General features: G+C 56.1%; 19 protein-coding genes. 14 read left to right on the top strand and 5 right to left on the bottom strand.

What is annotated here, in order from left to right:
• The first annotated feature begins 28 nt into the window (after positions 1 to 28).
• The 5 genes from CEE69_RS17355 to CEE69_RS17335 all read left to right on the top strand — a co-directional run bounded on the left by CEE69_RS17355 (position 29) and on the right by CEE69_RS17335 (position 7,783).
• Positions 29 to 1,159, top strand: coding sequence for a sialidase family protein (locus CEE69_RS17355; RefSeq protein ID WP_199169898.1), 1,131 nt, complete (start codon positions 29 to 31; stop codon positions 1,157 to 1,159).
• The gene (locus CEE69_RS17350) at positions 1,159 to 2,124 is read left to right on the top strand and encodes a dihydrodipicolinate synthase family protein (protein ID WP_099261885.1); all 966 of its coding nucleotides are present in this window, start codon (positions 1,159 to 1,161) and stop codon (positions 2,122 to 2,124) included. Before CEE69_RS17355 ends, CEE69_RS17350 begins: the two co-directional genes overlap by 1 nt.
• Positions 2,121 to 4,805 (top strand): sodium:solute symporter family transporter, encoded by a 2,685-nt coding sequence (locus tag CEE69_RS17345; RefSeq protein ID WP_099261884.1) that lies wholly within the window; start codon positions 2,121 to 2,123, stop codon positions 4,803 to 4,805. The genes CEE69_RS17350 and CEE69_RS17345 overlap by 4 nt, the downstream gene beginning before the upstream one ends.
• A 3-nt stretch (positions 4,806 to 4,808) precedes the next feature.
• Complete coding sequence (locus CEE69_RS17340; protein ID WP_099261883.1) at positions 4,809 to 5,984, top strand: AGE family epimerase/isomerase; 1,176 nt, start codon at positions 4,809 to 4,811, stop codon at positions 5,982 to 5,984.
• A 101-nt stretch (positions 5,985 to 6,085) separates the two neighbouring features.
• Positions 6,086 to 7,783 carry a hypothetical protein gene (locus tag CEE69_RS17335; protein WP_099261882.1) on the top strand — a complete coding sequence of 566 codons (1,698 nt, stop codon included), beginning with the start codon at positions 6,086 to 6,088 and terminating at the stop codon, positions 7,781 to 7,783.
• A 10-nt stretch (positions 7,784 to 7,793) separates the two neighbouring features.
• On the opposite strand, the gene CEE69_RS17330 is transcribed toward CEE69_RS17335, so the two are convergent.
• Positions 7,794 to 8,663 (bottom strand): AraC family transcriptional regulator, encoded by an 870-nt coding sequence (locus tag CEE69_RS17330; RefSeq protein ID WP_099261881.1) that lies wholly within the window; start codon positions 8,661 to 8,663, stop codon positions 7,794 to 7,796.
• A 282-nt stretch (positions 8,664 to 8,945) separates the two neighbouring features.
• Here CEE69_RS17330 and CEE69_RS17325 point away from each other — a divergent pair, with 282 nt between their 5' ends.
• The 4 genes from CEE69_RS17325 to CEE69_RS17310 all read left to right on the top strand — a co-directional run bounded on the left by CEE69_RS17325 (position 8,946) and on the right by CEE69_RS17310 (position 13,289).
• Positions 8,946 to 9,758, top strand: a complete 813-nt coding sequence (locus tag CEE69_RS17325; RefSeq protein WP_099261973.1) for a PIG-L deacetylase family protein — start codon at positions 8,946 to 8,948, stop codon at positions 9,756 to 9,758.
• Complete coding sequence (gene nagB / locus CEE69_RS17320) at positions 9,755 to 10,585, top strand: glucosamine-6-phosphate deaminase (RefSeq protein ID WP_233215330.1); 831 nt, start codon at positions 9,755 to 9,757, stop codon at positions 10,583 to 10,585. Before CEE69_RS17325 ends, nagB begins: the two co-directional genes overlap by 4 nt.
• Positions 10,585 to 11,706 carry a Gfo/Idh/MocA family protein gene (locus CEE69_RS17315; RefSeq protein ID WP_099261879.1) on the top strand — a complete coding sequence of 374 codons (1,122 nt, stop codon included), beginning with the start codon at positions 10,585 to 10,587 and terminating at the stop codon, positions 11,704 to 11,706. The genes nagB and CEE69_RS17315 overlap by 1 nt, the downstream gene beginning before the upstream one ends.
• 248 nt (positions 11,707 to 11,954) lie before the next feature.
• Positions 11,955 to 13,289, top strand: coding sequence for a Gfo/Idh/MocA family protein (locus CEE69_RS17310; protein WP_099261878.1), 1,335 nt, complete (start codon positions 11,955 to 11,957; stop codon positions 13,287 to 13,289).
• A 68-nt stretch (positions 13,290 to 13,357) separates the two neighbouring features.
• Here CEE69_RS17310 and CEE69_RS17305 read toward each other — a convergent pair whose 3' ends face one another.
• On the bottom strand, positions 13,358 to 14,197 hold the full coding sequence (locus tag CEE69_RS17305) for a sulfatase-like hydrolase/transferase (RefSeq protein WP_099261877.1): 840 nt from the start codon (positions 14,195 to 14,197) through the stop codon (positions 13,358 to 13,360).
• Between the two features lie 240 nt (positions 14,198 to 14,437).
• Here CEE69_RS17305 and CEE69_RS17300 point away from each other — a divergent pair, with 240 nt between their 5' ends.
• The 3 genes from CEE69_RS17300 (at position 14,438) to CEE69_RS17290 (ending at position 19,322) form a co-directional block, all read left to right on the top strand.
• A complete protein-coding gene (locus CEE69_RS17300) occupies positions 14,438 to 15,916 on the top strand; it encodes a hypothetical protein (RefSeq protein ID WP_099261876.1) in 1,479 nt (492 codons plus the stop codon).
• Positions 15,913 to 18,888, top strand: a complete 2,976-nt coding sequence (locus tag CEE69_RS17295; protein ID WP_099261875.1) for a PVC-type heme-binding CxxCH protein — start codon at positions 15,913 to 15,915, stop codon at positions 18,886 to 18,888. The genes CEE69_RS17300 and CEE69_RS17295 overlap by 4 nt, the downstream gene beginning before the upstream one ends.
• A gap of 74 nt (positions 18,889 to 18,962) precedes the next feature.
• Positions 18,963 to 19,322 carry a VOC family protein gene (locus CEE69_RS17290; RefSeq protein WP_099261874.1) on the top strand — a complete coding sequence of 120 codons (360 nt, stop codon included), beginning with the start codon at positions 18,963 to 18,965 and terminating at the stop codon, positions 19,320 to 19,322.
• A 120-nt stretch (positions 19,323 to 19,442) separates the two neighbouring features.
• Here CEE69_RS17290 and CEE69_RS17285 read toward each other — a convergent pair whose 3' ends face one another.
• Positions 19,443 to 20,801 (bottom strand): Gfo/Idh/MocA family protein, encoded by a 1,359-nt coding sequence (locus CEE69_RS17285; RefSeq protein ID WP_099261873.1) that lies wholly within the window; start codon positions 20,799 to 20,801, stop codon positions 19,443 to 19,445.
• Between the two features lie 190 nt (positions 20,802 to 20,991).
• On the opposite strand from CEE69_RS17285, the gene CEE69_RS17280 reads away from it, so the two are divergent.
• Together CEE69_RS17280 and CEE69_RS17275 are read left to right on the top strand one after the other, a co-directional pair.
• Complete coding sequence (locus CEE69_RS17280; RefSeq protein WP_199169902.1) at positions 20,992 to 21,531, top strand: cell division protein FtsH; 540 nt, start codon at positions 20,992 to 20,994, stop codon at positions 21,529 to 21,531.
• An 88-nt stretch (positions 21,532 to 21,619) separates the two neighbouring features.
• The gene (locus CEE69_RS17275) at positions 21,620 to 23,755 is read left to right on the top strand and encodes a Tex family protein (RefSeq protein ID WP_099261871.1); all 2,136 of its coding nucleotides are present in this window, start codon (positions 21,620 to 21,622) and stop codon (positions 23,753 to 23,755) included.
• 3 nt (positions 23,756 to 23,758) lie between these two features.
• Here the strand turns inward: CEE69_RS17275 and CEE69_RS17270 are convergent, their stop codons facing one another.
• Together CEE69_RS17270 and CEE69_RS17265 are read right to left on the bottom strand one after the other, a co-directional pair.
• Positions 23,759 to 24,721, bottom strand: a complete 963-nt coding sequence (locus CEE69_RS17270) for a putative 2-dehydropantoate 2-reductase (protein ID WP_099261870.1) — start codon at positions 24,719 to 24,721, stop codon at positions 23,759 to 23,761.
• Positions 24,718 to 26,772, bottom strand: a complete 2,055-nt coding sequence (locus CEE69_RS17265) for an arylsulfatase (protein WP_099261869.1) — start codon at positions 26,770 to 26,772, stop codon at positions 24,718 to 24,720. The genes CEE69_RS17270 and CEE69_RS17265 overlap by 4 nt, the downstream gene beginning before the upstream one ends.
• Positions 26,773 to 26,867 lie beyond the last annotated feature (95 nt).

Raw genomic sequence — 26,867 nt, 5'->3', positions numbered from 1 at the left:
AGCGTTCACGTTTGGAATGACCGTCGCGATGGCAGCCAATGTCGGCCATGCTGAATCGAAAACCATCGACGGCCGCGAAATCGTTGATGTCTTTGTCCCCAACCAGGATGGCTATCCGGCGATTCGAATCCCATCAATCGTCACCACTCACCAAGGCACGCTGCTCGCTTTCGCGGAAGGACGTCAGGGCGGAGATCACTCCGAGAATGACCTGATCATGAAGCGATCAACCGACAATGGATCGACCTGGAGCGACGTCGTCATTCTCAACGAACAAGGCCAACTTTCGCTCAACAACCCGCAAGCAGTGGTGCTAGAATCAGGTCGAGTGTTGTTGATGTACCAACGGAGCAAACTTGGTGAGCACAAAGCTTCCGACGGCTACGGACCAGATTCGTACTTCACCTTCATTCAAACCAGCGACGACGATGGGCAGAGTTGGTCCGACCCACGCGACGTCTCGGAGCAAGTCAAACGCGAATTAATCGTGACGAGTGTGGCTGCCGGTCCAGGCATTGGAATCGTTTTGAATCATGGGCCGAAGAAGGGCCGGATACTCATGCCGATGAACCAAGGCCCGTTCAACAACTGGAGAGTCTACGCGGCCTACAGCGACGACCACGGTACGACTTGGCATATCGGCGACGTGGCGCCGGGCGATGGCAAAGGACACGGCAACGAGGTCCAAATGGTTGAACTGTCCGATGGCCGTGTGATGCTGAACGCACGAACCCAAGGCAAAGGATCGACCAAGAATCGAAAGATCGCGATCAGCAACGACGGCGGACAATCATGGTCGCCGCTTAGGATCGATGAAGCGCTGATTGACCCCACCTGCCAAGCCGCGATTCTTCGCTACTCCTGGCCATCGGAAGGAAAGAGCCGAATCGTTTTCTCCAACCCCGCATCTGAAACCAAACGCGAAAACGGCGTGCTTCGGCTCAGTTATGACGAAGGCGTGTCGTGGCCAAACGAAGTCACCATCTACCGCGAGGGTTTCGCCTATTCGTGCCTGACTCGCTTGCAAAACGATCGCATCGGAGTGCTGTTTGAACGCGATGGGTACAAGGCGATCAGCTTCACCGCGATCGGGCTGGACGAATTGGAATCATTCGCCTCAGTCAGCCCATCATCATCCGACGACAAGGAGACAAACTGATGGTCGATGAATCTTTGTTGATGCAGCGGATGTCAGGCAGAAAGTTGTCAGGCTTGATCGCCGCGACTTACACTCCGATGAAGCAAAACGGCGACCTGAATCTCGACGTTGTCCCCGGCATGGTAGAGAAGCTGCTTAGTGACGGTGTCTCCGGGCTGTACGTCTGCGGCAGCACCGGCGAGGGAATGTCACTCACCACCCAGGAACGGAAGTCGGTGGCCGCCGCCTACGTCAGCGCGACCGCAGGACGAGCTCCGGTGATCGTGCAAGTGGGACACAACAGTTTGCGTGAAGCACAGGACCTGGCCAGTCACGCCCAACAGATCGGCGCCGATGCGATCTCCGCGACTTGTCCGTCCTATTTCAAAGTCTCCAGTTCGGAATCACTGACACACTGCATGCGAGACTTGGCATCCGCTGCGCCGGAGACGCCATTTTACTACTACCACATTCCGATGTTGACCGGATCCAACATCGACATGGTCGACTTTCTCACTCGCGCGGACAAGGCCGTTCCAACATTGGTTGGACTGAAATACACGGACACAAAGCTGTTCGAATTTCAACGATGTTTGGAACTATCCAATCGCAAGTTCGATGTCGTCTGGGGCTGCGATGAGATGCTGTTGGGAGCGACCGCTACTGGAGCTCGAGCGGCAATTGGAAGCACGTACAACCTCGCTGCAAGCATCTATCGGCAGATGACGTTGGCACTCGCAAGCGGACAATTGGAAACGGCTCGCCAGTGGCAATCCAAATCCATTGAGATGATCTGCACCATCGGCCGTTACCCGTTCCATCCTGCGATGAAGGCGATCTTGACGATGCAGGGTCTGGACGTTGGCCCGTGCCGATTGCCACTGGAGTCGCTCACCCAATCGCAAACGGACTCGCTGCGTGAATCCTTGAAGGCGATTGGTTTCTTCGAATGGAGTGGTGACTTGCCAGCGCCAAGCGACGCATGATCGCCTTTAACTCACTGCCATCGAGTTGCCAACGTCGTTGGATCGGCACCACACATCGCATCGGATTGGGCGTGTGCATCGCGATAGTCTTGGCTGCCCTTGCCAGCAAGACTGCCGAAGCTCAAACCAACGCGAACCAATGGTTTAGATGGAACGACCTTCCGTCGATTCCCGACTCGCTCGGAGTGGCTGGGCCTTTCGTAGGAGTCGACAATGACGCTTTGATCGTTGCTGGCGGAGCGAATTTCCCGAAACCAGTTTGGGAATCGGAAAAAGCCTGGCATGACTCGATCTATGTGTTGGCACGCACCGGTGAACCGACCGAAGGTGACTCCGATGAAGACAGTTTCCAGTGGATCAACGCAGAGAAGCTTCCGCGTCCTGTCGCATATGGTGCTTCCGTTTCGATTTCGCCGACTCAGTCCATTCATCACGGACTGTTGTGCCTGGGTGGCAATGATTCCGATGAGACGTTCCGCGACGTCTATTTATTGCAGTGGGACGCTTCGACGCAAAAGATTGGGCGAGTTTCGTTCCCTCCTTTGACCGAATCATGTGCGCACGCGTCCGCTCAAATCATCGGGAATGTTGTTTACATCATCGGCGGTCAGAGCGCCACTGAGTTGTCCACCGCGACCTCGAAGCTCTGGGCACTGAATCTCGGCCAGTCCGATGATCCGACTCAGTTGAAATGGACTGCGTTGGCCAATTGCCCTGGCCCACCGCGAGCACTGCACGTGACGGCGGCTCAGCACGACGGATACGAAACGTGTCTGTACGTCATCAGTGGTCGAAGGCAAACAGACGAAGAAGTCGAGTTCCTGACCGACAATTGGGCTTATCGGCCCAGCACCAACACTTGGCAGCAGAAGGCTGATGCTCCACAAAGCGTGATGGCGGGGACGGCGACGCACATCGGCCAGAGTCACATCGTCGTGTTGGGCGGCGACGACGGAAGCCTGTTCGGCCAAGCCGATGAATTGAAGGATGATCACCCTGGCTTTCCAAAGAAGACGTTCGCTTATCACACAATCACGGACACTTGGACCGAGACCGGCACCAGCCCCGCGAATCAGGTGACGACCACCGCGGTTCACTGGAACGATTCGATCGTTGTCGCTTCGGGCGAGATACGCCCGCGGGTGCGAACGCCGTCTGTGTACCAAATCACCCTCGCCGAACCTGATCGCAGCTTTGGAACGCTGAACTACCTCGTTCTTTTTGGCTATTTGCTATCGATGGTCGGCATCGGCGTCTACTTCGCTCGTCGAAACCGAACGACCGATGACTACTTTCGCGGCGGCAGCCAAATTCCGTGGTGGGCCGCCGGATGCAGCATCTTCGCAACGATGCTCAGTTCGGTGACGTTCACTGGCATTCCGTCGAAGGCCTACGCGCAAGACTGGACGTACTCGATTGGCAACTTCACGATTCCTCTGGTCGCGATCGTTGCCGTTTATGTCGCGATGCCATTCTTCCGTCGCATCGACGCCACCAGTGCTTACGAATACCTCGAAAAGCGTTTCAACCGGTCGGTGCGTTGGTTCGGCAGCCTCAGTTTTTCACTGTTCCATGTCTTCCGCATGGCGGTGGTGATGTCGCTGACCGGATTGGCGTTGTCGGTTGCGACGCCGCTGACACCGCAGCAGTCGGTGTTGTTGATGGGTGGACTCAGCATTGCGTACAGCACGCTCGGTGGGATCGAAGCGGTCATTTGGACCGACACAATCCAAACCGTCGTGCTGCTTGGCGGAGCCTTCCTCGCAATTCTCTTGTTGATCACCGGAACCGACGGTGGCTTTGGAGGAAGTTGGTCGCACGCGATTGATGCTGACAAATTGCGGATCGCCAACCTTCACCTCAGCCCCACGCATGCCCAGATCGCGTTGTGGGTGATCGTCGTTGGTGCAATTGGTCAAAACCTGTCTTCTTACACCGCCGACCAAGCCGTTGTTCAGCGTTACATGACCACGGCGTCGCAGTCACTGGCGGCTCGTTCGATTTGGACGAACGCCTTCTTAACGATCCCAGCGACGTTGCTGTTCTTTGGGATTGGAACGGCACTGCACGGTTTCTACCATTCCCATCCCGAGCGACTATCGCCCTCGATCACGACCGATCAAGTCTTCCCGCTGTTCATTGCGCGTGAGATGCCAATTGGATTGGCTGGCCTGATCGTCGCCGGAGTTTTCGCGGCAGCCCAATCAACTGTCTCGACCAGCATGAATTCAACGGCGACGGCGCTGGTCACCGACTTCTTTCGACCGCTGAGTTTGTGCCGGAACGAACGAGGCTACCTGTTCGCCGCTCGGACACTAACGTTTCTGATTGGAGTGCTAGGAACACTGTTCGGGTTGGTCTTTGTCGATCCCGGCATCAAGTCGCTGTTTGACACGTTCATTGTCGTGATCGGTCTGTTCATGGGAGTCCTCGGCGGGCTGTTTCTACTCGGTGGACTGACCACGCGAGCCAACTCGAGTGGGGCCATGGTCGGGGCCGCGTTCGGCGCTGCGACGATGTTTGGTCTTTGGCGATACACCGCCGTCAACGGGTACCTCTACACGACGTGTGGCATTGTGAGTTGCGTTTGCTCGGGATATTTGGCCAGTTTGATCAGCTCTCGCCCCAGCGATTCGTTGGAAGGATTGACGATCCACACACTGAACAAAGCGGAGTCCTGAGCGGTGAATCCCACGAGGCGGCGAGAACTAGTCGATGTGTATCGAGACGGACTTCTCAACGACACACTTCCGTTTTGGCTGACGCACGCCGTTGACCATGAGCACGGTGGGTTCCTCACTTCGCTGAATCGCGACGGAACCGTGATCGACACCGACAAAGGTGTTTGGCAACAAGGCCGTGGCACGTGGCTGCTTGGCGAACTCTACAACAACGTCGAACCACGTGAAGATTGGCTGCGGATCGCCATCCAAGGTGCGGCGTTTCTGGATCAGCATTGCTTTGATCCAACCGATGGCCGCATGTGGTTCCACGTCACCCAAGATGGTCGACCGATCCGAAAACGACGTTACGCCTACTCCGAGTGTTTCGCGGCGATTGCGTACGGCGAGCTCGCCATGGCAACCGGCGAAGCTAATTACCGCGAGCGTGCCAACGAAACGTTCCAGCGGTTCGTCGATCACAATCTGAACAGCGAAGAAGCCAGCTCGAAATACACCGGCACTCGTCCAACCCGCGGCATCGGTTTCCCGATGATGACGATCGCCACCGCTCAAGAACTGCGTCAGTCAATCGATCTCGAAACCGCCAATGACTGGATCGATCGATGCATCACCAATATTCGCGAATTTCATTTGAAGCCGAACATTGAATGTGTGATGGAAACGGTTGGCCTCAACGGTGAGATCCTGGACCACTTTGACGGCCGCACACTCAACCCTGGACACGCCATCGAAGGAGCCTGGTTCATCCTGTGGGAGGGGCACCTTCGCAAAGACCAGTCTCTGATCCAAACCGGATGCCAAATGCTCGATTGGATGTGGCATCGAGGCTGGGATCAGAAGCACGGAGGCATCCTCTACTTTGTTGACGTGCATGGATTGCCGGTCCAAGAATACTGGCACGACATGAAATTTTGGTGGCCGCAGAACGAAACCATTCTCGCGACCTTGCTTGCTCACCTGCTAACAGGGGACGAGAAGTATGCCAGCTGGCACCGCTTGGCTCACGAGTGGGCTTACTCCCACTTCCCCGACGCTCACCACGGCGAATGGTTCGGGTACTTGCACCGCGATGGCAGCATCAGCAGTGAACTCAAGGGCAACCTCTGGAAGGGCCCTTTTCACTTGCCACGAATGCAACACCTGGCTTGGAAGTGGCTGCAGAAAGATTTCGTTTGAGCGTGGAGAAATCGCCATCGCGCCGGAAGCTCCCATACAATACAGGGACGCGTCTGGCGTCGATTGACGCGTGCACTCGTGAACCTCAAGGACAACTTGCCATGAGACTTTTGCTGCCCCTCGTCATCGTGTTGTTCGCGGCGACCGGTCGTCACTCACTTTCGGCCGACGACGATCTGTTCCAAATCGTCGGCGAGCAAGCGACGCTAACGTTTGAACTGAAGGTGACAAATGACAAAGGCGATCCCATTGATGGTGCGGAGGTAACGCCGTGGGCACTTCGATCTTCTCAAGGTCATGGCGTCTGGCGAGCCGACGGTGAAGATCAATCCAAAATGAAGCCAACAACGGTTGCTACCAACCGGGATGGAATCGCAATCGTTGCATATCCGTTCTACCGAGACGCCAGCGAAAACACGCGGACTTTGCAAGTCTCGGTGCGTGTGCGTCACGACTCATTTTGCTTGGAAGATTCCGTCCATATCGACGTCCCACCAGACGACGTGTTCCCCGTCGAGATGAAACCGGCAGCGAGCATAGGCTTCCGGCCAACAATCGAAGATTCAGACGACTTCCGTCTCGATCAAATCCGGGTCGTTCGCTCCGACGTTGGATCATGGAGCAACAGCTTCCACAGTGATGTTCGTGACGGCCAAGTATGTGTCGACCAGTTGTACCCAGCTGAATGTGACTTCCTGCTTGTTCGCATACTCAATGGGAAAGCGACACACTTCAGCGAAGTTTTTCAAGTCACGCTGGCTCCTGGTCTGAACGATTCAATGGACGTTCCTCTTCAACCAGCAGTGTCAATCTCCGGTGAGCTTGAAGCAAGCGTTCCTCGCCCCGTCAACGAGGGACGAATTCTGGCCAAGACGGTTCCTCCAAAGTCCGCTCGCGATCGATTGACGTGGTCGACCTGGGCCCCAATCGATGCGGAAGGCAACTTTCATATCGAAGCGTGGCCAAAAAACGAACCCATTCAGATCATTGGGCTCACGGAATCACACCGCGTTCGATCTCCACAATCAGCGGATCGGTTGAACAGCAACTTTGGACATCCGGTTGTCACCGAACCGCCTTTTACGAACTCGATCACCTTGGAGATGGAACCGTTGCACTCGTGTCGCATTAGCATGGTCGATCTAGACGACACTCCGATCGATGCTATCAAGGTGAGCACCTACCCAAATGTCAAATGGAAGAACTGGGGGTCGCAAGTATACGGGCGTCCTTTGACTCGCAGCGAAGACTATTTTGACACACCAGACTTGCTCGCTTACTTCCAAGAGCAGCGATCGCACCCTCTCTTCCCTTCAACGTTCGTCGATATCACCGGCGACGACGGAATTTCAACACTACGTTTGCCAACGGGGAAGTGGAACGTCCATGTCCATGATGATCGCTTTGAGATCCCAATTGTGCTCGGGCGCCGAGGTTTTCGATTGGAAGTTTCCGGAGAAGTGGAACAATCCTTCGAGGTTCGATTGGTTCCCAAAGGCACCGACCTACTTGGCGACTATGACAAACTCGCCGGAGTTGTCTTCGGTTGCTCAACGCGAGAAGGAGAACGAATTTGTGCATTGCCGGAAGTCCGCGAGAAAATCGATGAATTCGTGCGACAGATTCAAGCCGCCGAGGACCCGCAAGATCCAAAGATTTTGTCCGAGGCATTCATGGTCGTCTCCGATGCCTTCGTCAAAGCGGGCGATCAACAGGAGGCCGCCAAATGGCGTCGCAAGGCACTGAAGATGAAGGTCAAGCTGACGAAATCGATCTCAGAGAACAATTCCAGCGATTGACGCAGACGGTTCAAACGGCGATCCGGACTCGGTTGCGGTACTCGCGAGGCGTCATCTTTCGATGTTGTTGAAAACGCCGATTGAAGTTCGACAAGTTCTGGTAGCCCGATTGCTGACTGATCGACAAGATTGAATCGTCGGTGTCGGTCAGCAACCGGCAAGCGAATCCGATTCTTAGTTCGTTGATGTAAGCGGACACGGTTCTGCCGGTCGACTGCTTGAAGAAACGACTGAAGGCGGACGCGTTCATGTCCGCTAGCTCCGCCAGTTCGCTGTGCGTGAGATCCGGATCGGTGAGATGGTGCGTGATGTGGTCGCATATCACTTGAATGCGAGTCTCAACCTCTTCGTTGTAACTGGCTCGATAAAGATGCGACGCCAACGGTTCCGCTTCAGAACAACTGGCAAGTTGATCGAGAATCGATAGCAAGGCGACGAGACGACTCGCACCACGCAGCTGTTCCAACTCGATCAATTGGTTGCCGACCGTTTGAGCCATGCTCGCCGGAAACCACAACCCACGACTGGCGCGATGAAGCAGGTGATGGACATCAACCATCTCATTGAGTCGAAAGAAGTCTGGCCCTAAGAAGTCAGGATGAAATTGCAACACCATCGCGGAATGCAGGTCGTAGACCTGGCCACGGTACTCATCGGACGCCCACGTATGAGGCAACTCTGAACCGAGCAGTACCAAGTCATGGTCCGTGTAGCTGCCAAGGTGATCACCCACCATTCGCGAACCGACTCCCGACGGTATGTAGGTCAGTTCAACCTCCGGATGGCGATGCCATTTCACCGGAGATTGCAACGACGCTCGGTTGAAGCAACGGAACGATTGCCCATCATCGGGAACCAGCTTTTCGTAAGAGGCTTTCATGCAATCAAAAATCGCTTCGTGTGTGTGTGGGACGCAGCTTGGACCAGGTGATCACCGTCGCGCCACATGGCTTCGCGACGTCAATCGACTCATCACTAGCATCGTAGCTGGATGCGCACAAACAGTATTACTTCCCTGAAAAATGCGCATAGTTTCATAATCATCCCGTTCGACGCGCAAACAAAGTACCACAAAAGGGCAATTCTCGTGGAGAAACGCTATCCGTAACTCTGCAGAATGATCCACGACAAATCGCATCCCCCAACCGAGAGTCACTCCGCCATGCCACACCGCTCCTCCGTCCTCAATCGAAAAGTGGCGCTCGCGTTCATGGCCCACCCCGATGATGCGGAGATCTCTTGCGGTGGCACTTTGGTTCGCTTGCAAGAGTCCGGCTGGGAAGTGCACATCACCTCGGTCACCGCGGGCGACTGCGGGTCGATGAGCGAGGGACCAGAAGAAACCGCTCGCATTCGATTCGCTGAAGGCGTCAACGCCGCCGAATCCATCGGAGCAACATTTCACACGCTTGGTGAACCCGATGGTCGGCTTGTCTACGACCGCGTGTCGCTTCAAAAGTCGATTGATCTCTTTCGACGCATCGCGCCCACATTGGTGATCACGATGCCGATGTCGGACTACCACGCGGATCACGAAATCACAGGTCAACTGGGAAGAGCAGCCAGTTTCGTCTACGCAGCCCCAAACGCATCGGAAGAACCTGTCATCGAAGGATCCCAGGTGCCGTATTTGTATTACACCGATGGGCACGATGGCGAAGACCGCATGGGCAATGCGATCACACCGACCACGTTCATCGACATCAGCGACCAGCTCGAAACAAAGACACAAATGTTGGCCCACCACAAAAGCCAACTGGAATGGTTGCGATCCCACAACGGCATCGACGAATACCTGACGGCGATGCGAGAGCACAGCCGGTCACGGGGCACCGATATCGGAACACAAGCCGCGGAAGCGTTCGTGCAACATCGCGGGCATGGGCACCCAAGCGATGACCTACTTGCCACGCTGTTTCCCAATGACAAATCATCCCTTTCTATCGACTCTGCCTTGCAAGCGACCCACTCATGAGTAGTACATTGGAAAGCCCCGCACCGTTCAATCATCCCAGCAAACACACGTCGGGATTATCAGTCCTGCGTTTGGCTGATGCGGGTGAAGCCAGCAAACGCGTCGCGAGAGAAATCGGTTCGCTGATTCGTCATCGTGCCGCCGAACATCGAAACTGTGTCTTGGGATTGGCCACCGGGTCCACTCCCATCCGCGTCTATCGCGAATTGGTGCGAATGCACCGCGAAGAAGGGCTGTCGTTCCACAACGTCGTCACCTTCAACCTCGACGAATACTTCCCAATCAAACCCGACGCGGCACAAAGCTACGTTCGGTTCATGAACGAGCATTTGTTCGATCACATCGACATCGTTCGTGCCAACGTTCATATCCCAAAGGGAACCATTGAACTGGAAGCGGTTCCCGGATACTGCCGTGACTACGATGAATTGATCGCGTCGACAGGCGGCATCGATCTGCAACTGTTAGGAATCGGACGTACCGGTCACATCGGATTCAACGAACCCGGAGCCACGAAGGACACGCGAACTCGTTTGGTCAAACTCGACAACCTGACCCGTTTGGACGCCGTCAAAGATTTCGGTGGCATGGAACATGTGCCTTTGCTCGCGATCACGATGGGCGTCGATTCGATTTTGCAATCGCGCCGCATTCGCCTGCTAGCTTTTGGCGAACACAAAGCCGATATCGTCCAACGAGCCATTGAGGGTCGGATGACCTCCACCATTCCGGCTTCCTTCTTGCAAACCCATCGCGACGTGCAGTACTTGCTCGATGACGCGGCTGCCGAGTGTCTTTCGCAGTCCACCTACGGAGAAACCGTTTAATGACCGCATCCGGAACGAACACCACCAACCGCGTCCGCATTCTCTGCGTCGGCGCCGGCAACATGGGACGCTCCCACGCGTTGGCGTACCAAGCCATCGACGGCTTTGAAATCGTTGGGATTTGCACCCGGTCGAAAGAGTCCGGTGCCAAGCTGAACCAAGAACTCGGTAGCGACTACCCGACTTACCAAGACTTCGACGAGGCACTGGAAGCGACCCAGCCCGACGCGGTTTGTGTTTCCACTTGGCCAGACACCCATGCACGATTCGTGACGACGGCATTGAAAGCCGGTTGCCACGTCTTCGTCGAAAAACCGCTCGCTGATTCCGTGGAAGCTGCTGAAGAGATCGTTGCGTCAGCGCTCGCGACCAATCGAAAAGTGGTGGTCGGTTACATCCTCCGGCACCATCCGAGTTGGAACCGTTTCATCGAGATCGCTCAGACGTTGGGCAAACCATTGGTGATGCGAATGAACCTCAATCAATCGTCCTCCGGTGCAACCTGGGAAACACACAAACGATTGATGTCGACCGTATCTCCAATCGTCGATTGTGGCGTTCACTACGTGGACGTGATGTGCCAAATGACCGGTTCGCGTCCCGTACGAGTCTCAGGTATTGGTGCTCGTCTGACGGATGAACTGCCCGAAGGCATGGTCAACTACGGGCAATTGCAGGTCACGTTTGAAGATGGCTCGGTCGGTTGGTACGAAGCCGGCTGGGGCCCGATGATGAGCGAAACGGCATTCTTCGTGAAAGATGTCGTGGGCCCAAATGGTGCAGCCTCCATCGTTGCGGAAGAAGCGTCATCCAAAGGGCAGAGCGACAATGTGGACGCCCACACAAAAACCGAATCGATTCGTCTGCACCACGGCAAGCTCGACGCCGAAGGCACATTCGCACGCGATGACGAATGGATTCACCTCGAAGACGAACCAGACCACGACGGCCTTTGCCATCGCGAGCAACAGTTCTTCCTCGACGCGATCCAAGAAGACAACGATCTAACCGCGCACCTCCAGGATGCTGTCAACTCAATGAAGATCGTTGCGGCGGCGGATGAGTCCTTTCGGACTGGCAAGACCGTCGAACTCCAAACCAACGAAACTGTCGGCACCTGACGTTTTTGACAAACCACTGCTTTTGCAGCCCGAACTTCGTGAAGCCCACTCGTTGGGCCGATCGGATGGGATGGACGAGGTCACGAGAACCGCTTGATTTGCTCCCGAAGAAGATCTGTGGCCTCGTCCTATTCCCAATCGTTTTATTCCCGCCAGTCAGACCGCGGTCTGACTTCCCCAACTCTTTCTTCGTCCTTCCAAATTGCGATCCCGCGATTTTCCTTTGATCGTTTCCGAGTGAGCCTGATATGAATGCCAAGCTAGACCGCCCCACTTCTGATCAACCGACCACCAGCCGTCGCGAAGTTTTGCGTCGTGGTGCATCCGCCACCGCAGCGATTGCAGCAACGGTCGGTGCCAACCAAATGGTTCACACCCATGCGGCTTCGTCCGATCCCAATCGCAAGATCAAAATCGGAATCGTCGGCGCGGGCGGACGAGGTACCGGTGCGGTCAACGATTCGTTCTCGATCAACGACAACATCGAATTGGTCACGATCGCCGACTTGGATCAAGGCAATGCAGAACGTCTTCGCAAAGGCATGACTCGTCGTCACGGCGACAAGATCAATGTCGCTGACGATCGCATTCACTCTGGCCTGGACGGCTACAAAGCGGTCTTGGAAGATCCTGAAGTGGAAGTCGTTTTCTTGACGACTTCACCCGCCTTCCGTCCCTTTCACATCGCCGAAGCGGTTGCGGCTGGTAAGCACGTCTTTGCTGAAAAACCTTCCTGCGTCGATCCCGCAGGCTACCGAATCTGCGTCGCCGCTCACGAAGAAGCCAAGAAGAATGGCACCGCCATCGTGACCGGTACCCAGTACCGTCGCCAATCGAACTACATGGAAGCTGTTCAACGAATCCATGACGGTGAGATCGGTGACGTCATCGGCATGACCTCGCGTTATTGCAGCCAAGGCATCTGGTACAAGAACCGAGCCGAAGGCGTCAGCGACACCCAGTACCAACTCAACAACTGGATGCACTTCATCTGGTTGTCAGGCGATCAAATCGCTGAGCAAGCCGTTCACAACATCGACTTGATGAACTGGGTAATGCAAGGACCGCCTGTCAGTGCATATGGCTCGGGCGGGCGATTCACCCGTCCCGATGACAGCGAAATGTGGGACAGCATGTCGATCGATTACATGTACGCCGACGAACGTCCCGTTTCATTCATGTGCCGACAAATCCCCGGCTCCACCGCAGAAAACGGCAGCACCGTTCGCGGAACCAAGGGCTTCGCCGTCATCGGCGCCGGCAGCAGCGGATCGACGTTCCTGGATCGCAGCGGCAAAGAAACACTGAAGCTAGAAGGCAGCATCGCGGACGCTTATCGCCAAGAGCACAAGGACTTGATCGACTCGATTCGCACCGGCGAACCCATCGTCGAATTGCTCGAAACCGCGAACAGTTCGCTGACCGCCGTCATGGGCCGCATGGCCGCTTACACCGGCAAGAAAGTGACCTGGGATTTCGTCGCCAACGAATCAGAACTGGATCTGTTCCCGAAAGACTTGCAATGGGACGGCAGTCGCCCCGAGCCAAGCTTTGCCATCCCAGGCAAAACCAAACTCATCTGATCACGTTCCACGAACGTCCACCTGAGTTCGAACCAACACGCAGAACAGTTGAGCTCGACTGTTCTGCGTCATCGGCGCAGCTCGAACGTCCGCTCGTAGCGTGGCATTTCGTTTTCAACCCAGCTCGCTCGTCCCGCTGCGGTATCATGCCACTCCGGCGGCACAAGCGACTTGCTCCAGTCGGCTCCCTCGCCGACCCGCTGCATCAAAAACTCACGGTTTTCCTTTGCCAAGTCATTGTTCTCGGCCACGTCTTCCTTGACGTCAAAAACCTGCCATTTCCCAAACTGCTTTCGGTACGCTTTCAAATCACCGTTTCGGATCGCGACTTCATTGCCGCCACCATAGTGACGTAGCCAAAACAGCGTGTCGCTGGCATGCGGATTGTTGCCGGTTCTCAAATCCGCCCAAACGTCCTTGCCATCCAACTTCTTTCCGTTTGGAACCGAAGCGTCCGACAACGCCGCGAACTTTGGATAGAAATCCAAGGCTGTGACGGGATGCGGAAACACTGTCCCCGCTTCCAAGACGCCCGGCCAAACCATCAGCATCGGCACTCGAATCCCTCCTTCGTGCGTGGACCCATTGTCATCTTTCAACGGAGCGTTGTTGCCCGCCTGCAAGATTTTGCCGCTGTTGTCGCTTAGGAAAACAATCAGCGTATCCTCCGCGACGGAATCACTTGAATCGCCGTCTTGGTTGGGATCCTTCAAAGCATCTTGCAGTCGCGAAACGCCACGATCGACCGCATACATCATCGCCACATAGTTCTGGCGTTTTCCGTAGTCTCGATAGTCGACACCATTGCCGGGGTTCGTTGGTTCGTGATCGGGAAACAATGCCTTCAAATCCTCGGTCTTCCCCTGCAATGGTGAATGCGGGGCGTTGTGGGCGACATCATGTTGGATTCATTCTGCTACCATAAGACCAGCCCGTTTGTGCAACCGAACGTCAACTGTTCAAACGGATGCTCCCGCCTCAAGTCCCACCCTGATCGCCATCCAACTCGAATGGAACGACCATCGTGGACGGTTTTGCTTTTTCATCGCATGCGAGATTCTGAACAAGGATCGGATGCGACGTTGGCTTTCCGACCATGATTGATTGATTCAAATTCGCGTGCATGGCAACTTGCCCGGAGACCCACCATGACGTCTCGTTTTTTTAGCAGCCTCCACGCTGCAATACTGCTGACAGCTTGCATGCTTGCCACCTTTGCTGGCTCAACAAAGCTGTCCGCTCAAACCGGATCGCCCGAACCGGAGCAGGTGGCACCGACGATCCGCCTGGCAAAGTTTGACGTGGATGCGACGCCGCCAGTTGGCTCAATGATGGCATACGACCGAGTCAAACGGGTCGAAGAGATGACACTTCGTGCCCGTGGCATCGTGCTCCTCGGAGCCGGCCAGCCTATTGTGCTGTGTGCAGTCGATTGGATCGGAATTGGCAACGAAGGCCACGATCAATTCCGCAGTCGATTGGCCAAGGCTGCGGGAACGGTTCCTGAACGAGTCGCGGTCCACACGTTGCATCAACACGACGCACCACGCTGTGACTTCTCCGCAGAACAACTGGTCAATGATGCCGGCAAGTCCGACTTGGGCCCGTATGACAGTTCGTTCGCACGCGAAGTCTTGCAACGCCTGACGGATGCGGTCGAGGAAGGGATTGCAGGTGCCACCGAAGTCACGCACGTGGGTTGGGGATCAGCCATGGTGAAAGACGTGGCCTCCAACCGTCGGCTTCAAGACGATACGGGCAAGGTTGTCGCAACGCGTTACACCGCTTGTCGGGACCCCAAAATGATCGCTGCGCCCGACGGCACAATCGATCCCGAGCTCACATCGCTCACGTTCTATAGCGGTGACAAAGCGATCGCCGTGATCACGCACTACGCTTGCCACCCACAAAGCTATTATCGAACTGGTGTCCCCAGCCCAGACTTTCCGGGTTTGGCCAGATTCATTCGTGGACAGGCCCGCCCGAACGTTTTGCATGTTCATTTCAACGGAGCCGGCGGAAACATCGGGGCCGGAAAGTACAACGACGGTTCACCCGACAACCGCATGAGACTTGCACACCGGGTCGCTGACGCGATGAAGTCAGCCGCCGACACAACCGAAAAATTCGCGATCACCGCGGATGATATCAGTTGGTCATTCACACCCGTTTCCTTGCCTCCCGCACCTCATTTGGATGCCAACGCACTTCGTGAAAAGCTGCGTGATTGGACCACCACGGACTACTGGGGAAGCCCCGATGATTTGGCTTGGTTGCTGCGTTGCCAGGACGGACATCAGATTGAGTTGAGTTGCCTGTCAGTCGGAGATATTCGGTTGCTGCACATGCCCGGTGAATTGTTTGTGGAGTATCAGTTGGCGGCAAAGGCAATGCGACCGGACCTCAAAGTTGCCATGGCAGCGTACGGCGACTACGGACCGGGCTACATCGGAACCGAGGAAGCCTATGGCCAAGGCGGCTACGAAACCAGCCAGCGTGCATCCAAGGTGGCTCCCACCGTCGAAACAGTCTTGATGAAAGGCGTGCAAAAACTCTTGGGTGTCGATTCGACCGACCAATCCGAACAAGCTATCGAATCCACAACGTTGGAGACAGAAACACGATGAAGCTGACAACCCGACTCTCGCCGCTTCGCTCGATTTCGGCCTGCCTGATCATCTCAATTGCGTTTGCTTTTCGATCGGGAGCGGCCGAAGAAGACTACTCCGCCGAACTTCCTCGAGTGCCAGCCACCCCGGCATCGGAAACACTGCAAGACTTCCAAATCGCGGATGGTTTTCAAATTCAGTTGATCGCCAGCGAACCGTTGGTGACCAGCCCCGTGGCGATGGAATGGGCCGCGGATGGGTCGCTGTTCGTTTGCGAAATGCGAGGCTACAGCGAAGATCGCGACGAAGGCATTTCGCGAATATCTCACCTTGTGGATTCCAACCAAGACGGTGTCTACGACAGCAGCACCGTTTTCGCGGATGGACTGCTCTGGCCAACCGGCTTGTTCCCTTGGGACGGCGGGCTGTTCGTCGGTGACGCTCCTAATCTCTACTACTTTCGCGACAACGATGGCGACGGAAAAGCGGAACAACGGGACCTTGTTCTGACTGGGTTCGGCACGTCCAACGTCCAGGGCCTGCTGAACTCGTTTCGATGGGGACTCGACAACCGAATTCACATCGCTTGCAGCAGCACGGGTGGAATGCTCCGGCGTCCCGACCAGCCTGAGTCAGACGCGATCAATGTGCGTGGCCGCGACATCGCTTTGGACCCTCGAACCGGCGAGTTCCAACTGACCAGCGGCGCCGCCCAACATGGAATGTGTTTCGACGATTGGGGACGCAAATTTGTGTCGTCGAACAGCGATCATCTTCAGCAAGTCATGTACGAAGACCGGTACATCGGCCGCAATCCATTGCTGCAACCTGCCCCCGCGAGAGTGTCGATCGCTGAGGACGGACCGCAAGCCGAAGTGTTCCGAACTAGCCCCGTGGAACCTTGGCGAATTGTAAGAACACGATTGCGTGTCAGCGGCAAAGCTCGTGGCCCAATTGAAGGTGGCGGCCGCGCCGCAGGCTACTTCACAGGTGCCACCGGTGTCACCATCATCCGCGGAGATGCCTGGCCAGATTCGTTCCGCGGCATGGCCATCATCGGTGACGTGGGCAGCAACCTGATTCACCGCAAACGGATGCAATCCGACGGTTTGAAGTGGACCGGAAAACGGGTCGATTCGAACCACGAACTTGTCACCTCCACCGACATCTGGTTCCGTCCCGCACAATTCGCCAATGCCCCAGACGGTTCGCTGCACATCATCGATGTTTGCCGCGAGGTGATCGAGCATCCCAAAAGCCTGCCGGCTGAAATCAAACAACACCTGGACCTGACATCCGGGCGTGACCGAGGTCGTTTGTACCGATTGATACCGGACAATTACCGACACCGGGCGACGCCGAACCTGCGAGCAGCAACGGACGCAGAGTTGGTTCAAAATCTCGCTCACCCCAACGCTTGGCAACGAGAAACGGCGAGCCGCCTGCTGTTCAAACGACAATCCGACGCCGTCGAGCCTCTGCGTCAAATGGCGAAAGAGTCGCAATTCCCACACGGACGACTGCATGCCTTGGCGGTGCTGGACGGCCTTCAGAAGCTCGATGCAGAAACCCTTTTTCCACGACTGAGTGATCCGCATCCGTCGGTCCGAACGTTTGCCGTTCGTCTGACCGAGAAGATCGAACCCGACGCAACGATCCGAAGCAAGCTGATTGAACTCGCGGACGACCCATCGATCGAAGTTCGCTATCAACTGGCCTTCACAGCCGGATCGATTTCCGAGTTTGACAAGACGAAACCACTGGCCACCATCATCCGTCGCGATCCCACCGATCGTTGGATGCAAACAGCCGCGCAGAGTTCGGTTGCCAACGGTGCGGGCGATTTGCTCGCGGCGTTGTTGTCATCACCATTCGATCAGCAACTCGCTGAGTTTGTTGGCCGTCTCACGTCGCAGATCAGCCAACAAGACAATCCAGCCGACATTCGAGTGGCAATTGCCGCCGTGTCGGAGTTATCACCGGACGATGGCACCTTCGCCCTGCCGATCCTTGGGAAACTCTTGCAAACGCGTTCGCGTCGCGACTCCGTTTTGCATCAACTCGCCGCGAAAGGCGAGCTTGAGGACATCGATCAAACGATGAACCAAATGCTGAATGCTCTCGAGCGATTGGCTCTCGATGATTCAGCCTCGGTCGATGCCAGAGTCACAGCCATCGCGAACCTGCGATATGCCAGCGGGACTCAGGTTTCAAACATCATGCCGTCGCTGATCGACAATCGGCAACCAATCGAAGTTCAACGCGCTGCGATGACGACCTGGGGCCGTTTTGAATCAAACGCCATCACCGAAACCCTCTTGAATCAGTGGAGCAGCCTGAGCCCCAGCCTACGCGAAACTGCCAGCGAGATCCTTTTTTCGCGTCCTGATCGTTTGACCGTTTTGTTGAACAAAGTCGCGTCCGGCAACATCCCCCTCAGCGAAATCTCCCGTTCACGATTGCAAGTCGCCGCCAAGTCGTCAGACACGAGCGTTCAAGAACTAGCAACCAAATTGCTCGATGCCAGCGGTTCCAAAAATCGCGAAGAGATCGTCCAGGCATTTCAAAGTTCGTTGCAGACTCAAGGTGACGCCGCCCGAGGCAGCCAACTGTTCACCACGCACTGTGCGAACTGCCATCGCCTCGAGAACCGCGGGCATGAGATCGGCCCAAATCTAGCGACCGTAAAAACTCGCGGAGCCGACTTTATCCTGGCGAACGTTTTGGATCCCAACCGCGAAGTGAATCCGCAGTACTTGAACTACATCGCGTTGGACGTCGACGGGCGAACGCTGACGGGCATGATCACGGACGAGTCCGCGACTTCGATCACGCTTCAGCGAGCCGAGTCCGCCAAGGACGAATTGCTGCGAGTTGACATGGAAAGATTGCAAAGCACTGGCATGTCGATCATGCCGGAAGGCTTTGAAGAGCAGTTCACACCGCAAGCCATGGCTGACTTAATTGCCTATCTAATGCAAGTCAAATGAGCCCTTCGTGCCTGGTGAATCCGCAACATGTTAAATTCGTGGTTCCATCTCTCCTCCGCGATCCAGGATCTTGAATGTCCAACCAGCACGAACTGATCAACTACATCGAGATCCCCGCCAAGAACATGGCTAAAACCAAAGCGTTTTTCGAAACGTGCTTTGGTTGGACGTTCACCGACTACGGCCCCGAGTACACCGCCTTCGACAAATCTACGGGTCTGGATGGTGGGTTCTACCAGTCCGATCATTCCTCGCTGACCTCCAACGGATCCGCGTTGGTTGTTTTCTACAGCGACGACCTGGAAGCGACGATGGCCAAGGTCCAATCGTCAGGCGGAAACGTCATCAAGGAGATATTTACGTTCCCAGGTGGTCGACGCTTCCAATTCACCGAACCGTCGGGCAACGAATTCGCCGTGTGGTCGGAACTCTAGCACGGTGGTCTCCACCGTGAATTGAGCTTCGTCTCGGTGGGGACCACCGAGCTACAGGTTGTTTATCCTGATCCATCGAGCGAAGTCGATGGGCGACAATTATTGGATGGCTGTCGCCGATCAGGCTTTGTCAGCGGGGTGCTGGTACGGAGCACGGTAGCTTCGTTTAATCGCTTGCGTGGCTTCTTCGTCATCCACGATCGTGTGCGTTTCCGGATCAAACTCAAGCGTTCGGCCAAGGTCCATCGCCACGTTCGCCATGAAGCAGGACGCACTGCTGATGTGGCCTTGCTCGATGCTGGCAACTGGTTTGGATCGATTGTCGATCGCATCGAGGAAATCACGCATGTGACCACGGATCGCGGAGGCAACGTGCAACTCCAACGCCCACTTCTCTTTGTCCGTGACGTCCGTTGGGTACTTGTCTGTTTCAATCACTGCTTCACCGGAAAGCTTTTTCCCACCGCCGCGTGGTTCAAATTCGAATTTGTTCACACTCAGCTTCAGTGTGCCCTTGTCGCCGTAGATTTTCGCAGCCCACGGATACTCTGGATCAGGTGCACTGCCCCAACTCCGGTGCGTCCAAACCACATCCAGACCGTCGAAATCAAACGTAGCGGTTTGCGTGTCAGTGATATTCGCGAGCGAATCCTTTTGCACCATGATGCCGCCGACACTGCTGATTCGCTTGGGCCAGCCAAGGTCCAACTGCCAACGAACCAAGTCGAGCATGTGAACACACATGTCGCCGACGATACCATTTCCGTACTCCATGAAAGCTCGCCACTTTCGCGGATGAGTCAATTCGGTGTAGGGACGCATGGGCGCCGGTCCGGTCCAGGCTTCGTAATCGAAGTGCGGTGGTGGATCGATGGCCGGTGGATTCTTGTTCGCTCGCATGTGATAGTAGCAGCAGACTTCCGCGAACGCGACGTTGCCGAGCAACCCAGCGTCGACGACGTTCTTCTTTGCGTCGATCAAGTGCGGGGTACTGCGACGCTGTGTGCCGACTTGCACGACGCGTCCGGTCCGGCGTGCCGCATCCAACATCGCTTTGCTTTCGAGCGTGTCGACACCGGTCGGTTTCTGAACATAGACGTCCGCACCGGCTTCGACCGCAGCGATCATCGGCAAAGCGTGCCAGTGATCGGGCGTGTCGACCAAGACGATGTCGAAGTTTTTCTTGGCAAGTAGCTCTTCGTAGGAAGAGAACGTTTCGGGACGATTGCCGGACTTTTGCCGAGTGGCGATCAGGTCGGCGCACTCATCCAACAGCTTTTGATCGACGTCGCAAAGCGAGACCACTTCAACGGGCTCGATGTTGATGAGCTGCAACAAGTCACACTTGCCGTACCAGCCACATCCAATCAAGGCGACGCGTCGAGGTCGGCGACTTTCGTCGGCTCGAGCCGATTGGGATTGGGTGGCGACAACAGTGGCAGCAGCGGCGCTGGCCGCAAGAAAAGAACGGCGTTCCATGGCAATTTTCTGAGTGGGGATGGGGACAGGAGCGACCAAACAGACGCAAGCGAACCGGCTCGAGGAGATACCCGTGCCAAATTCCCTGTGTCGCACATTTTAACAGGTGCTCGGGATGCGAGTGGAGCGGTCGTTTCGACTCTGCGTGACCACAATCGCCGCGTTTGCAGTTCTGACCTATACTGCCGCGATGAAACCGAGCGAAGCCAACACCGAATCCGAGGGGCCCGACCCAATTCCGGATGCGACCAAGGAGACCATTGCGACGGCCTATCACGAGGCCGGCCACGCGGTGATGGCGTTGGCGGTGGGACGCAGCATCCAAAAGGTCACCATCGCTCCGGGAAAATTGCAATTTGGTGGCTCGCGGCTGGGCACGTGCGAGATCAAAAAAGGACGATCCAAAGGCAGCAAGGATCAGCTTGAGGACGATGTGCTGGTGTTGCTGGCCGGGATGGTTTCCGAGTCTCGCTTCACTGGCGTCTACTGCCCCGCCGGTGCATCGCAAGATCTTCGGGAGGTTTCCGCTCGGCTTTGCACACGAGCCGCATCCCAGCGACAGCATGAAACCTTGCTCAAACGCATGCTTTCGAAAACGGAACACCTACTCAACGACGAAGCCAACCTCGACGCCATCCGAGCGATCACGAAAGAATTGCTAGACAAGACGACCATCAGCGGCCGCGCCGTGAAACACCATTTTGAGATGGCACAACGCCGGCACGCTTGAGTATCACTGCCGATCGATCTCTTTGACCGGAACCATATCCCGGTCCAATAACGTATTCGCCCCTTACGCAGCACTGACGATCCGTCCCATGCAATCCATCGCTCGTGAACTGAATCTTCCTGAGAAACAAGTCGCTGCGGTCATCGAGTTACTCGAAGGCGGCAACACGATTCCTTTCATCGCTCGGTATCGCAAAGAGGTCACCGGCGGCTTGGACGAAATCGCTCTGCGTGCGATCGAAGACGCACTTGAAAAGCACAACGCGCTGCTGGCTCGCAAAGCCACCGTGCTAAAAACCATCGAAGAACAAGGTGCTTTGACCGCGGATCTTCGCAAGCAAATCGAAGCTTGCACGGACCTGCGAACTCTCGAGGCTTTGTACCTGCCTTACAAACCCAAACGCCGCACACGAGCCACCATCGCTCGGGAAAAAGGACTGCAACCGCTCGCTGATCTGCTGCTGAAACAAACCAAACTGCCTCAGTCGAAAAAGCAGACGCTGGAGGGCTTCGTCAACCAGGAATTGGACGTCGCGGATTCGGACGCGGCTCTGGCCGGCGCCCTCGACATCATCGCGGAAAAATGGAGCGAAGACGCTTCGGTTCGCGAGTGGATGGTTGAAAAGGGAACCAAGTTCGGTCAAATCACCTCCGCCGTCAAACGCGGCAAAAAGGACGAAGCCGACAAGTACGAAGCCTACCTGGACCGTGCGGAATCGGCGTCTCGCATTCCCGGTCACCGCTTGTTGGCGATGCTGCGTGGCGAAGCGGAAGGCATCCTGCGAGTCGGTCTGAAAATGGAAGAGGACCGAGCGATATCGCACGTGCAGTCCACGTTCATTCGCAACCGCTCGTTCGAATTCGCGCGAGAACTCGAGTCCGCGGCCGAAGATTGCTTCCAACGTTTGCTTCAACCCGCTACGCAGTCGACGGTGCTGCAAATGCTAAAGGAAAAAGCGGACGAGGAAGCCATCGACGTGTTCGGCAAGAACCTGCACGAGTTGCTGATGTCAGCTCCCGCGGGTCCCCGCGTGACGATTGGAATCGATCCCGGGTTTCGCACCGGTTGCAAAGTCGCGGTGGTCGATGGAACGGGAAAATTCCTGGCCAACACGACGATCTATCCGACGCCGCCCAAGTCCGACACCGCCGGCGCATCGAAACAACTGCTGTCGCTGATTCAGAAGCACAATGTCGAACTCATCGCGATCGGCAACGGCACCGCCTCGCGAGAAACCGACACTTTCGTAGGAGAATTGATTCGGGAAAACAAGCTGGATGTGACCAAGGTCATGGTCAGCGAGTCCGGCGCATCGATTTATTCGGCCAGCGAACTGGCGGGCAAGGAATTCCCTGACTTGGACGTTACCGTTCGTGGCGCCATCAGCATCGCGAGGCGACTGCAGGACCCACTTGCCGAACTGGTGAAGACGGATCCAAAGTCGATCGGAGTCGGACAGTATCAGCACGACGTGAACCAGACCCAGCTTCGCAAGTGCTTGGACCGAACCGTGGAAAGCTGTGTCAACCACGTTGGCGTGGACCTGAACATGGCCAGCGTTCCGTTGCTTTCTCGAGTGGCCGGCATCGGTCCTAAATTGGCCGAGAACATCGTCCAATATCGCGACACCAACGGGCGATTTGGCAGCCGAAAAGAACTGACCAAAGTTCCGAAGCTTGGCAAGAAGGCGTTCGAACAAGCCGCGGGTTTCTTACGCATCCGCGGCGGAGACGAGCCGCTGGACAACTCCGCGGTTCACCCCGAAAGCTACACGCTGGTTAGCCGGATGGCCAAGCAACTGCATGCTGACGTGAAGACTCTGGTCGGCAACTCAACACTCAGCCAAAAGCTGCAACCCGATTCCTTTGTCGACGACCGATTCGGAATCCCAACGATCCGCGACATCATCGCGGAACTTGGCAAACCCGGTCGCGATCCGCGAAGCGAATTCAAGGTCGCGCAGTTCGACGACTCAGTCCAATCGATGGAAGACCTTCGCGAGGGCATGGTGCTGGAAGGCGTGATCACCAACGTCACCCACTTTGGCGCGTTCATTGATCTCGGTGTCCACCAAGACGGTTTGATTCACGTGTCGCAACTGGCCAACCAATTCGTCAGCGACCCATCCGAAGTGGTTTCGGTCGGCGACGTGGTCAAAGTCAAAGTGCTCGAAATCGACCTCGATCGAAAACGAATCGCGGTGTCGAAAAAAGCTCTCGGTTGATGATCACGCGTCGCGGCAAATCGCTTCATTGAAGAACGAAAGCTGCTGATACAACATCGAAATCGCTGGCGTGATCGTTGACGCTTGCTCGCCGATCGCTCGCAGCGGATTGCCCAAAATGGCTTCGACTTCCATCGGTCGTTTGGCCAAAAAGTCCAGTCGCATGCTGCTGTCGTAGGGAACCATCGTCTCCGTGTGTTCCATCGTCGCACGGATCGCCTTTTCATCGATCTCGACTCCGCAAGCCTTCGCACCCGCGTGAACTTCCGCGATCAATTGCATCGCCAGCTCCCGTCCAGGTTTTGATCCGATGATTTGATCGGTCGAGGCATCCAGGACCACCGACAGTCCGTTGAACGGGATGTTCCACATCAGCTTTCGCCAACGCGTCTTCGCCAAATCGTCGCTCCAATTCGCGTCGATACCGGCCGACTGCATGTCCGCTTCAATTTGGTGACCGACAGATTCCGCCTTCGACTGGTCAACTCCGGCTTCTTGATAGGCGCCGAATGCGATTCGCCCGTAGTCCAAATGATGGATGTGGCCGGGTCCAACTTTGTTGCTGCATAGGAAACAGCATCCACCCAACACGCGACCGGCGGAGACCGTTCGTCGCACATCGGCTTCGACATTCAAACCGTTTTGCAGCGTCAGCACGACACCGTCATCGGCCACGACTTTCGGCAGCCAATCATCCAACAACGCGTTGCGAGTCGACTTCAACGCGATGATCACGACATCGCACTTGGGCATCGACTCGACCGAGCGATACACCTGCGGCGACTCCAGAACGAAGTCACCCAACACACTGTCGATGCGCAAGCCGTTTTCGCGCACGTGCTCGTAATCCGAGTGCAACAGAAAGTGGACGTCGCATCCGGATCGGGCCAGCATCGCTCCATACAGTCCGCCCACCGCACCACTTCCGAGAATTGCATAGCGAAGTGGTTCGGCGGGAGCGTTCATTTGGATTTCCGTTTCTTGTTGGCGGGTTTGCGTGACTTCTTCGGAGCGTCGGGCAGCTCATTCAGTTCCAATGCAGGAACCGAATCATTGCCCGCCAAACGGACGATCATGTCAACCGGGTGCGTTCCAGCTTCGAGGGTGACTTCGACGGACGCATCGGTGTTCGATTCGCCGGTCGTATCGATCAGTGCCGCGTCGTGCAGTCGCAACACAGCGTCGCCGGTCGCCGTCAAACGCATTTCATAGCGGCCGGTCTTCGCGACATTCAGCACCGTTTGCACGCGAGCGTTGCCTTTTCCGGCAGATCGCACGGCTTCGGCGAGATCAATTTCTTCGATGTCGACCTTGGTCGATTGTGCGGGATCCAAACGCGAAACGAGCGAGGTCTTTGTAGGGCAGTAAGTGACCAACATCGGTGCATCCGAGTCCAATGAATCGTCAGCCGGAATCGGTTCGTCGTCGTACGGACGTTCGGCCGTTGCATTCGCCGATCGCAGTTGCAAAACACGATCGTGCATCCGTTGCTGCAACGATTTCATCTCGGGTGACGTGCCCGCCAAGTTGTTCGCTTCCCCCGGATCCTTTGCCAGATCATAGATCTCGAACGGATCAGCATGAGACTGGATGTTGTGCCGCACGCCCTTGTACCCGTCCACAAAGATGGCCTGCATCTGACCACGACGAGCACCGCGGCGCGATGGCTCGTAGTCTTCGTAGTTCGGCGTTTTGCCCCCATTGAAATACTCAACGTAAGTCGTCGGTGAGGCTTGCTCGCCGTTCTTCAACAAAGTCGGAACCAACGACACACCATCGGCTCGTGCCGGAACGGTTGCTCCGGCCAAGTCGGCAAACGTGGTCAACCAATCATGGAACTGACTGTGGTTCTGATTGATTCCGGGTGCGATCTTCCCTGGCCACCATGCGATTGTCGGAACGCGAATTCCACCTTCGTAACAATCTCGCTTCATCCCATCGAATGGCCCGTAGGACTGGAATGAAGTCGGGTTGTAGTTGACGTTGCGGATGTACGATTCACTGTGAGGTCCGTTGTCGCTGGAGAAGACCACCAGCGTGTTCTCATCCATCTTCAGATCGCGAAGCGTTTGCAACAGGTCGCCCATCAAATCGTCGAGCCGGCGGACGCTGGTCGCAAAACGAACTTCGGCGTCCGTCCACCCTTGGTTGGCGTAATCCGGGTGCTTGTACGAGTCGATCGGACCGACCGTGTTGATCATGCGGTCTTTTTCGCCGAGCCACTGAACACCACCTTTGACTCCCATTCCTTCGGGATACGGTGCGGCCGGATACTGGATCGCTGCGTGAGGCGTGTCGTAGGAGAGGAACAAGAAGAACGGTTCGTCGGCTGATTGCGACTGGTGATCGACCAGGAACTGCTTCGTTTTCGCAGTGAACAAGTCGGCGGTGTAGCAGCCTTTCAACTGAGACGAAATTTCATCATCGTTGTGCCACAGCTCCACCGGGTTGGCGTGTCCTTCGCTGTTCGCGATGGGCCATTTGTCGGCAGGATAGTGAACGTGCCCATCTCGGTGACGGACGTAGCCAAAGAATTCGTCAAAGCCACGCTTGGTCGGATATGCAGGCCAAGTCTCGGCACTGTCGCCGTCCCCCTGCAGCCCATACTTGCCGATCAACGCGGTCGTGTAACCAGCCTCTTTCAAGACAGAAGCCACCGTCGGGACATCCGGCAAGGCTTTGTCAAATTGATTGTCGCGAATCGACGCGTGGCCTTGATGCACGCCCGTCAGCAAGGACGCACGACTGGGAGCACAAACGGGCGCCGGGCAATAATGATTCCGCATCTGCAGCCCTTCAGCCGCCATCGCATCCCAATGCGGTGTTTGGTGCGTCCGGTCGTGCTTGGATTCATTCTGGTAGTAACAACCCAAATCGCCCCAACCAAGGTCGTCGTAAAGAACGAACAGAATGTTTGGTTGGCTGGACTGGGTGTCCGCGTTCACTTGCGCGGGTGCGAGCGAATTGGACCAAACCATCAGTCCAACGAGCAAACAGAATAGATGGCGGGAATGCATGCGATCGGCTCTTCGTCAGGTGGGAAACGTGTGGGGGGACGCCGATTCTAACTCAAAGCCTTCCCACAGTCCTTCCTCATCTCACTTTGTCGCTA

Origin of the sequence: Rhodopirellula bahusiensis (assembly GCF_002727185.1) — a bacterium.
In the GTDB taxonomy this organism is placed as follows: Bacteria; Planctomycetota; Planctomycetia; order Pirellulales; family Pirellulaceae; genus Rhodopirellula; species Rhodopirellula bahusiensis.
Note: the sequence above shows the minus strand (reverse complement) of the source record. Positions and strands in the feature narration are given on the sequence as shown.